The organism is Streptomyces sp. UNOB3_S3 (genome assembly GCF_020740895.1).
In the GTDB taxonomy this organism is placed as follows: Bacteria; Actinomycetota; Actinomycetes; order Streptomycetales; family Streptomycetaceae; genus Streptomyces.
The window spans coordinates 1-5,445 of record NZ_JAILXP010000445.1 but is presented as its reverse complement, the minus strand read 5'-3'; the positions used below and the strand labels follow the sequence as shown (position 1 = coordinate 5,445).

At 75.8% G+C, this 5,445-nt stretch carries 6 protein-coding genes; 4 read left to right on the top strand and 2 right to left on the bottom strand.

All coding sequences use genetic code 11. The features are described from left to right. Nucleotides 1-100: 100 nt before the first annotated feature. Nucleotides 101-1,342 (top strand): Cmx/CmrA family chloramphenicol efflux MFS transporter, encoded by a 1,242-nt coding sequence (locus K6I33_RS31285; RefSeq protein WP_229357924.1) that lies wholly within the window; start codon nt 101-103, stop codon nt 1,340-1,342. 197 nt (nt 1,343-1,539) lie between these two features. On the opposite strand, the gene K6I33_RS31280 is transcribed toward K6I33_RS31285, so the two are convergent. Together K6I33_RS31280 and K6I33_RS31275 are read right to left on the bottom strand one after the other, a co-directional pair. Then, nucleotides 1,540-1,797 (bottom strand): DUF4031 domain-containing protein, encoded by a 258-nt coding sequence (locus K6I33_RS31280; RefSeq protein WP_229357922.1) that lies wholly within the window; start codon nt 1,795-1,797, stop codon nt 1,540-1,542. Nucleotides 1,798-1,811: 14 nt separating this feature from the next. Next, nucleotides 1,812-2,180: a hypothetical protein gene (locus K6I33_RS31275; protein WP_229357921.1), complete on the bottom strand. Its 369-nt coding sequence runs from the start codon at nt 2,178-2,180 to the stop codon at nt 1,812-1,814. A 63-nt stretch (nt 2,181-2,243) separates the two neighbouring features. Between K6I33_RS31275 and K6I33_RS31270 the strand changes: the two genes are divergently transcribed. From K6I33_RS31270 to K6I33_RS31260, 3 genes are all read left to right on the top strand, one after another. Beyond that, nucleotides 2,244-3,206, top strand: a complete 963-nt coding sequence (locus K6I33_RS31270) for a MurR/RpiR family transcriptional regulator (protein ID WP_374286276.1) — start codon at nt 2,244-2,246, stop codon at nt 3,204-3,206. A 17-nt stretch (nt 3,207-3,223) separates the two neighbouring features. Further along, nucleotides 3,224-4,168, top strand: coding sequence for an N-acetylmuramic acid 6-phosphate etherase (gene murQ / locus K6I33_RS31265; RefSeq protein ID WP_229357920.1), 945 nt, complete (start codon nt 3,224-3,226; stop codon nt 4,166-4,168). A 32-nt stretch (nt 4,169-4,200) separates the two neighbouring features. Beyond that, nucleotides 4,201-5,445: PTS transporter subunit EIIC (locus K6I33_RS31260; protein ID WP_229357919.1), on the top strand; the 1,245-nt coding region annotated here is incomplete at its 3' end.

Here is a 5,445-nt window from a genome sequence, read left to right as displayed (position 1 = left end):
GGAACGGGGAGTGAGCGGGGAGGGAATACCGCCGGTGTTGATCATGCTGGCCATGGGTATGCCGCCGAACTCCACTCCCATACGTCGCCGTACGTCGCCCATGCCCCCCGCCGTCCACGTCCTGGGCCTGTCGGTCTTCGCCCTCGGAACGTCCGAATTCATGCTCTCCGGGCTGCTCCAGCCCATCGCCCGCGACATGGACGTCTCCATCCCGCGCGCCGGGCTGCTGGTGTCCGCCTTCGCCATCGGCATGGTCGTCGGCGCGCCCGTGCTCGCGGCGGCGACGCTGCGGCTGCCCCGCCGGACGACGCTGGTCGCGCTGCTCGCCGTCTTCGGCCTCGGCCAGGTGGCGGGCGCGCTCTCGCCCTCGTACGGGGTGCTGTTCGCGTCCCGGGTGGTGAGCGCGCTGGCCTGCGCCGGGTTCTGGGCGGTCGGCGCGGCGGTGGCCGTGTCGCTGGTGCCGGCGGACGCCCGCGCCCGGGCCATGGCGGTGATGGTGGGCGGCCTGTCCGTCGCCAACATCGTCGGCGTGCCCGCGGGCGCGCTGCTGGGGCAGCACGCGGGCTGGCGCGCCGCGTTCTGGGCGGTGGCCGGGCTGTCGGTGCTCGGGCTCGCCGGGGTCCTGGCGCTCGTGCCGGCGACCGCGCGGGCGGGCGGGTCGGACGGGGCGGACGCGCCGCGTCTGCGCTCCGAGTTGGCCATCTACCGCGACCGGCAGGTCTGGCTCGCGCTGGTCACCACCGCGCTCAACGCCGCCGCCGTCTTCAGCCTCTTCTCCTACCTGGCCCCGCTGCTCACCGAGACCGCCGGGCTGAAGGAGTCCTGGGTGCCGACCGTGCTCGCGCTCTTCGGCGTCGGGGCGCTGATCGGCACGGCCATCGGCGGACGGATCGCCGACGCGCACCTGTTCGGCACGATGTACGGGGGGATCGCGGCGTCCGCCGCCGTGATGACCCTGCTGGCGCTGACCGCGCACGTGGCGGTCGCGGCCGTGGGGCTCGCGCTGCTGCTCGGTGTCGCGGCGTTCGTCACGGCGCCCGCGCTCAACGCACGGATGTTCAACGTCGCGAACGCGGCGCCGACGCTCGCGGGGGCGACGACGACGTCCGCCTTCAACATCGGCAACACGGTCGGTCCCTGGCTGGGCGGGCTCGTCATCTCGGCGGGGTGGGGCTATCCCGCGGTCGCGTGGCTGGGTGCCGGTCTGGCGGCCGCAGCCCTCGGTACGACCGCGGTCGCGTCCCGGCTGCACCGGGGGGCGTCGCGGGTCGTCGCGCGGTCCGGGTCCGGGGCCGGGGCCGGGGACCGGGACGGCACCGCCGGGCTGGTACGTCGCGGCTGAGCTCCGCTGCGGCGGGGAGGGTGCCCCAGTTCCGCCCCTTCCCGTTTCCCGGGGCTGACGCCCCGGACCCCGGTGGGCCCGGGCCCTAGGGCTTCGCCCCGGGCATCAGGGCCCCGGGCGGGGGCGGAGCCCCTCGCCCCCTGGGGGGCTGGGGGCTTGCCCCCCAGGAAACGGAGAAAGGGTGGGACCGGGGCCTGCTACCGCTTGGGGCGGCGCAGGCCCGCCCCGCGCAGCAAGCGCACCACCTCGCGGCTGCTCACCTCCACCGCGCCCAGCCGTACGGCGTCCCCGTACGCCGTCGACAGCACGTCGTAGTGATCGCCGTCGAACGCCTGGCCGGGCAGGCCCAGGCGGGCGGCGAAGGCGTGGAGCTCGTCGAAGGAGACGTCGCTGACCAGGTGGGACCACATGCGGCCGTGGCCCGGCCAGTTCGGGGGGTCGATGTAGAGGGTCACCGGAAGGCCACCGGTCAGTGTCCGTGTCCGAGGGCCGTCGCCAGGGAGCCCACGGGCGCGATCAGTACGGCCTGCTTGGCGCAGGCCCAGTGCGGGTCGGGGCCGAGCTCGGGCTCCACCTCCAGGGCGTGGGGGTCGCCCGAGTCCGTGCAGACCGGGCACAGGGGCCAGCGGCCGTGCCGTTCCAGCAGGGCGTCCTGGACGTCCTGGGCCACCAGCCCGGGCAGGAACGCCGCGCCCTCGGGCCACTGCTCGGCCCACCACCGCCGGTGCGCCACCGCGTCCTCGACCAGCGAGACGACGTCGGCGTCGGCCGCGTCGCCCGCCACCAGATCGGCGAGGACGAGCGCGCGCGCCGTGTGCAGTGCCTGTTCGAGCTCCATGCGATCCATTGTCGGGGGCCCGGAGGGTTGACGGCACACCGGGCCGAAAATACCTTTCACGATGTGAGCATCAAGGTGAAGGAAACTTCCGTCACTGCCCGTTCGGCCGCTCCCCGCCCGGCGCTCCCGACCCCGCCCGCCGCCCTGGCCGCCAAGGTCCGCACCCTCGCGCCCACCATGACCCGCTCCATGCAGCGCGTCGCCGAGACCGTGGCGGGCGATCCCGCCGGGTCCGCGGCGCTCACCGTCACCGGGCTCGCGGAGCTGACGGGCACCAGCGAGGCCACCGTCGTGCGCACCGCCCGCGTCCTGGGCTACCCCGGCTACCGCGATCTGCGGCTCGCGCTCGCCGCGCTCGCGGCCGAGCAGGCGGCGGGCCGGGCGCCCGCCGTCACCGCCGACATCGCCGTCGACGACCCGCTGGCCCGCGTCGTCGCCAAGCTCGCCCAGGAGGAGGCGCAGTGCCTGGCGGACACCGCCGCCGGGCTCGACACCGCCGCGCTGGAGGCGGCCGTCGGCGCCATCGCCGCCGCCCGGCGCGTCGACGTCTACGGGATCGGCGCCTCCAACCTCGTCGGCCAGGACCTCGTCCAGAAGCTGCTGCGCATCGGACTGATCGCCCACGCCCCCGCCGACCCCCACCTGGCCGTCACCAACGCCGTCCAGCTGCGCTCCGGGGACGTGGCGATCGCCATCACCCACTCCGGGCGCACCACCGACGTCATCGAGCCGCTGCGCGTCGCCTTCGAGCGAGGGGCGGCCACGGTCGCGATCACCGGGCGGCCCGACGGGGAGATCGCCCAGTACGCCGATCACATCCTCACCACGTCCTCCGCCCGGGAGAGCGAGCTGCGCCCGGCGGCCATGTCGAGCCGCACCAGCCAGCTGCTCGTGGTGGACTGCCTGTTCATCGGGGTCGCGCAGCGCACGTACGAACGCGCGGCGCCCGCCCTGTCCGCGTCGTACGAGGCGCTGGCCCACCGGCACGCCCCGCGCGACCGGCACGCCCCGCGCGACCGGCGCTGAGACCCGAGGAACCGTCCATGACCCCGTCCGCCGATCCGGCCGCGCTCCGGGCCCAGCTGGCCGCCCTCACCACGGAGGCGTTCCGGCCCGACCTCGCCGACATCGACCGGCTGCCCACCCTGGACATCGCCGGGATCATGAACGCGGAGGACGCCGGCGTCGCCGCCGCCGTCGCGGCCCGGCTCCCCGAGATCGCGGCGGCGATCGACGCGGCCGCCGAGCGGATGGCGCGCGGCGGCCGGCTGATCTACGCGGGCGCGGGCACGGCCGGGCGGCTGGGGGTGCTGGACGCCAGCGAGTGCCCGCCGACGTTCAACACCGGCCCCGGGCAGGTCGTCGGCCTGATAGCGGGCGGTCCCGAGGCCCTGGTGTCGGCCGTCGAGGGGGCCGAGGACGACGCGGCGGGGGCCGCCGCCGACCTGGACGCGCTCGAGATCGTGCCCGACGACACGGTCGTCGGCGTCTCCGCCTCGGGCCGCACCCCCTACGCCGTGGGGGCCGTCCGGCACGCCCGCGCGGCCGGGGCGCTCACGGTAGGGCTGGCCTGCAACGCCGGTTCGCCGCTGGGCGCGGCCGCCGAGCACGCGATCGAGGTCGTCGTGGGGCCCGAGCTCCTCACCGGCTCCACCCGGCTGAAGGCGGGCACGGCGCAGAAGCTCGTCCTCAACATGATCTCGACGATCACGATGATGCGGCTCGGCAAGACCTACGGAAACCTCATGGTCGACGTCCGCGCCTCCAACGAGAAGCTGCGCGCCCGTTCCCAGCGGATCGTCTCGCTGGCGACGGGCGCGGCGGACGACGAGGTCGAGGCGGCGCTGACCGGCGCCGGGGGCGAGGTGAAGAACGCCATCCTCATCCTCCTCGGCGAGGTCGACGGGCCCACGGCCGCCCGGCTGCTGGACCAGGCACACGGCCATCTGCGCGCCGCCCTGCGCGCGGCGGGCGCGGCGCACGGCTGATCGGCCGGCGCGGGCCGTAGCGTCGTGCCCCGATGAACCCTCAGGACACCGCCGCCGCCCTCCTCCCCCTGCTCGGCGGCGCCGGCAACGTCCGTACCGTCGGCCACTGCATGACCCGGCTGCGCGTGGAGGTCGCGGACCGCGCGCCGGTCCGGGGCGCGGAACTGCGGGCGCTGCCCGGTGTGCTGGGCGTGGTGGAGGACGGGGAGTCCTTCCAGATCGTGCTGGGGCCGGGGACGGTCGCCCGGGTGGCGCCGGAGCTGGAGCGGCTGGTGGCGGCCTGTGGGACCACCGCCGACGCCCTCGCCGCGCGCGGTGACGCGCTACGGGAGCGGCGGCGGGCCCGTGACGGCACGCCCGGCAGGCTCTTCCTGCGCCGCCTCGCCCAGGTCTTCGTACCGCTGATCCCCGCCCTCGTCGGTTGCGGCGTCATCGCCGGCGCCGGCGGGCTGCTGGCCAATCTCCACTGGCTGCCCGCGCTCGTCCCGGCGCTGTCCGCGATCGTCTCCGGCTTCATGTCGCTGATCGCGGTGTTCGTCGGGTATCTGACGGCGAAGGAGTTCGGCGGCACGCCCGTGCTGGGCGGGGCGGTCGCGGCCGTCATCGTCCACCCGGGTGTCGCGCACGTCGCCGTGTTCGGCCGGCAACTGGCGCCCGGACAGGGCGGGGTGCTGGGGGCGCTGGGCGCGGCGCTGCTGGGGACGGTCGTGGAGAAGGCGTGCCGGCGGGTGGTGCCGGAGGCCCTGGACGCGCTGGTGACGCCCGCTCTGACGGTGCTGCTGCCGGGGCTGGTGACGCTGTACGGGCTGATGTTCGTGGCCGGCGAGGTGTCGTCGGCGATCGGCCGCTGCGCGGAGTGGCTGCTGACCAACGGGGGCGCGGTGGCGGGCTTCGCGCTGGGCGGGCTGTTCCTGCCGCTGGTGATGCTGGGCCTCCACCAGGCGCTGATCCCCATCCACACCACGCTCATCGCCGAGCGGGGCTCCACGGTCCTGCTGCCGATCCTGGCGATGGCGGGCGCGGGGCAGGTGGGGGCGGCGCTCGCCGTGTACGTCCGGCTCGCGCGGGACACGTCGGTCCGCAGGGTGATCCGCTCCGCCCTTCCGGCAGCGCTTCTCGGCATCGGGGAGCCGCTGGTCTACGGGGTTTCGCTGCCACTGGGGAGGCCGTTCGCGACGGCGTGCGTGGGGGGCGCGTTCGGGGGCGCGTTCGTCGGGCTCCTCCACCAGCTGGGGGACACGGTGGGGGCGACGGCCATCGGGCCGTCGCCCCCACCG

Excerpts from the sequence above, each read along its gene's own strand:
- K6I33_RS31285 (WP_229357924.1), top strand. The coding sequence starts at position 101 with ATGCCCCCCGCCGTCCACGTCCTGGGCCTGTCGGTCTTCGCCCTCGGA.
- K6I33_RS31275 (WP_229357921.1), bottom strand. The coding sequence starts at position 2,180 with ATGGAGCTCGAACAGGCACTGCACACGGCGCGCGCGCTCGTCCTCGCC.
- murQ (WP_229357920.1), top strand. The coding sequence starts at position 3,224 with ATGACCCCGTCCGCCGATCCGGCCGCGCTCCGGGCCCAGCTGGCCGCC.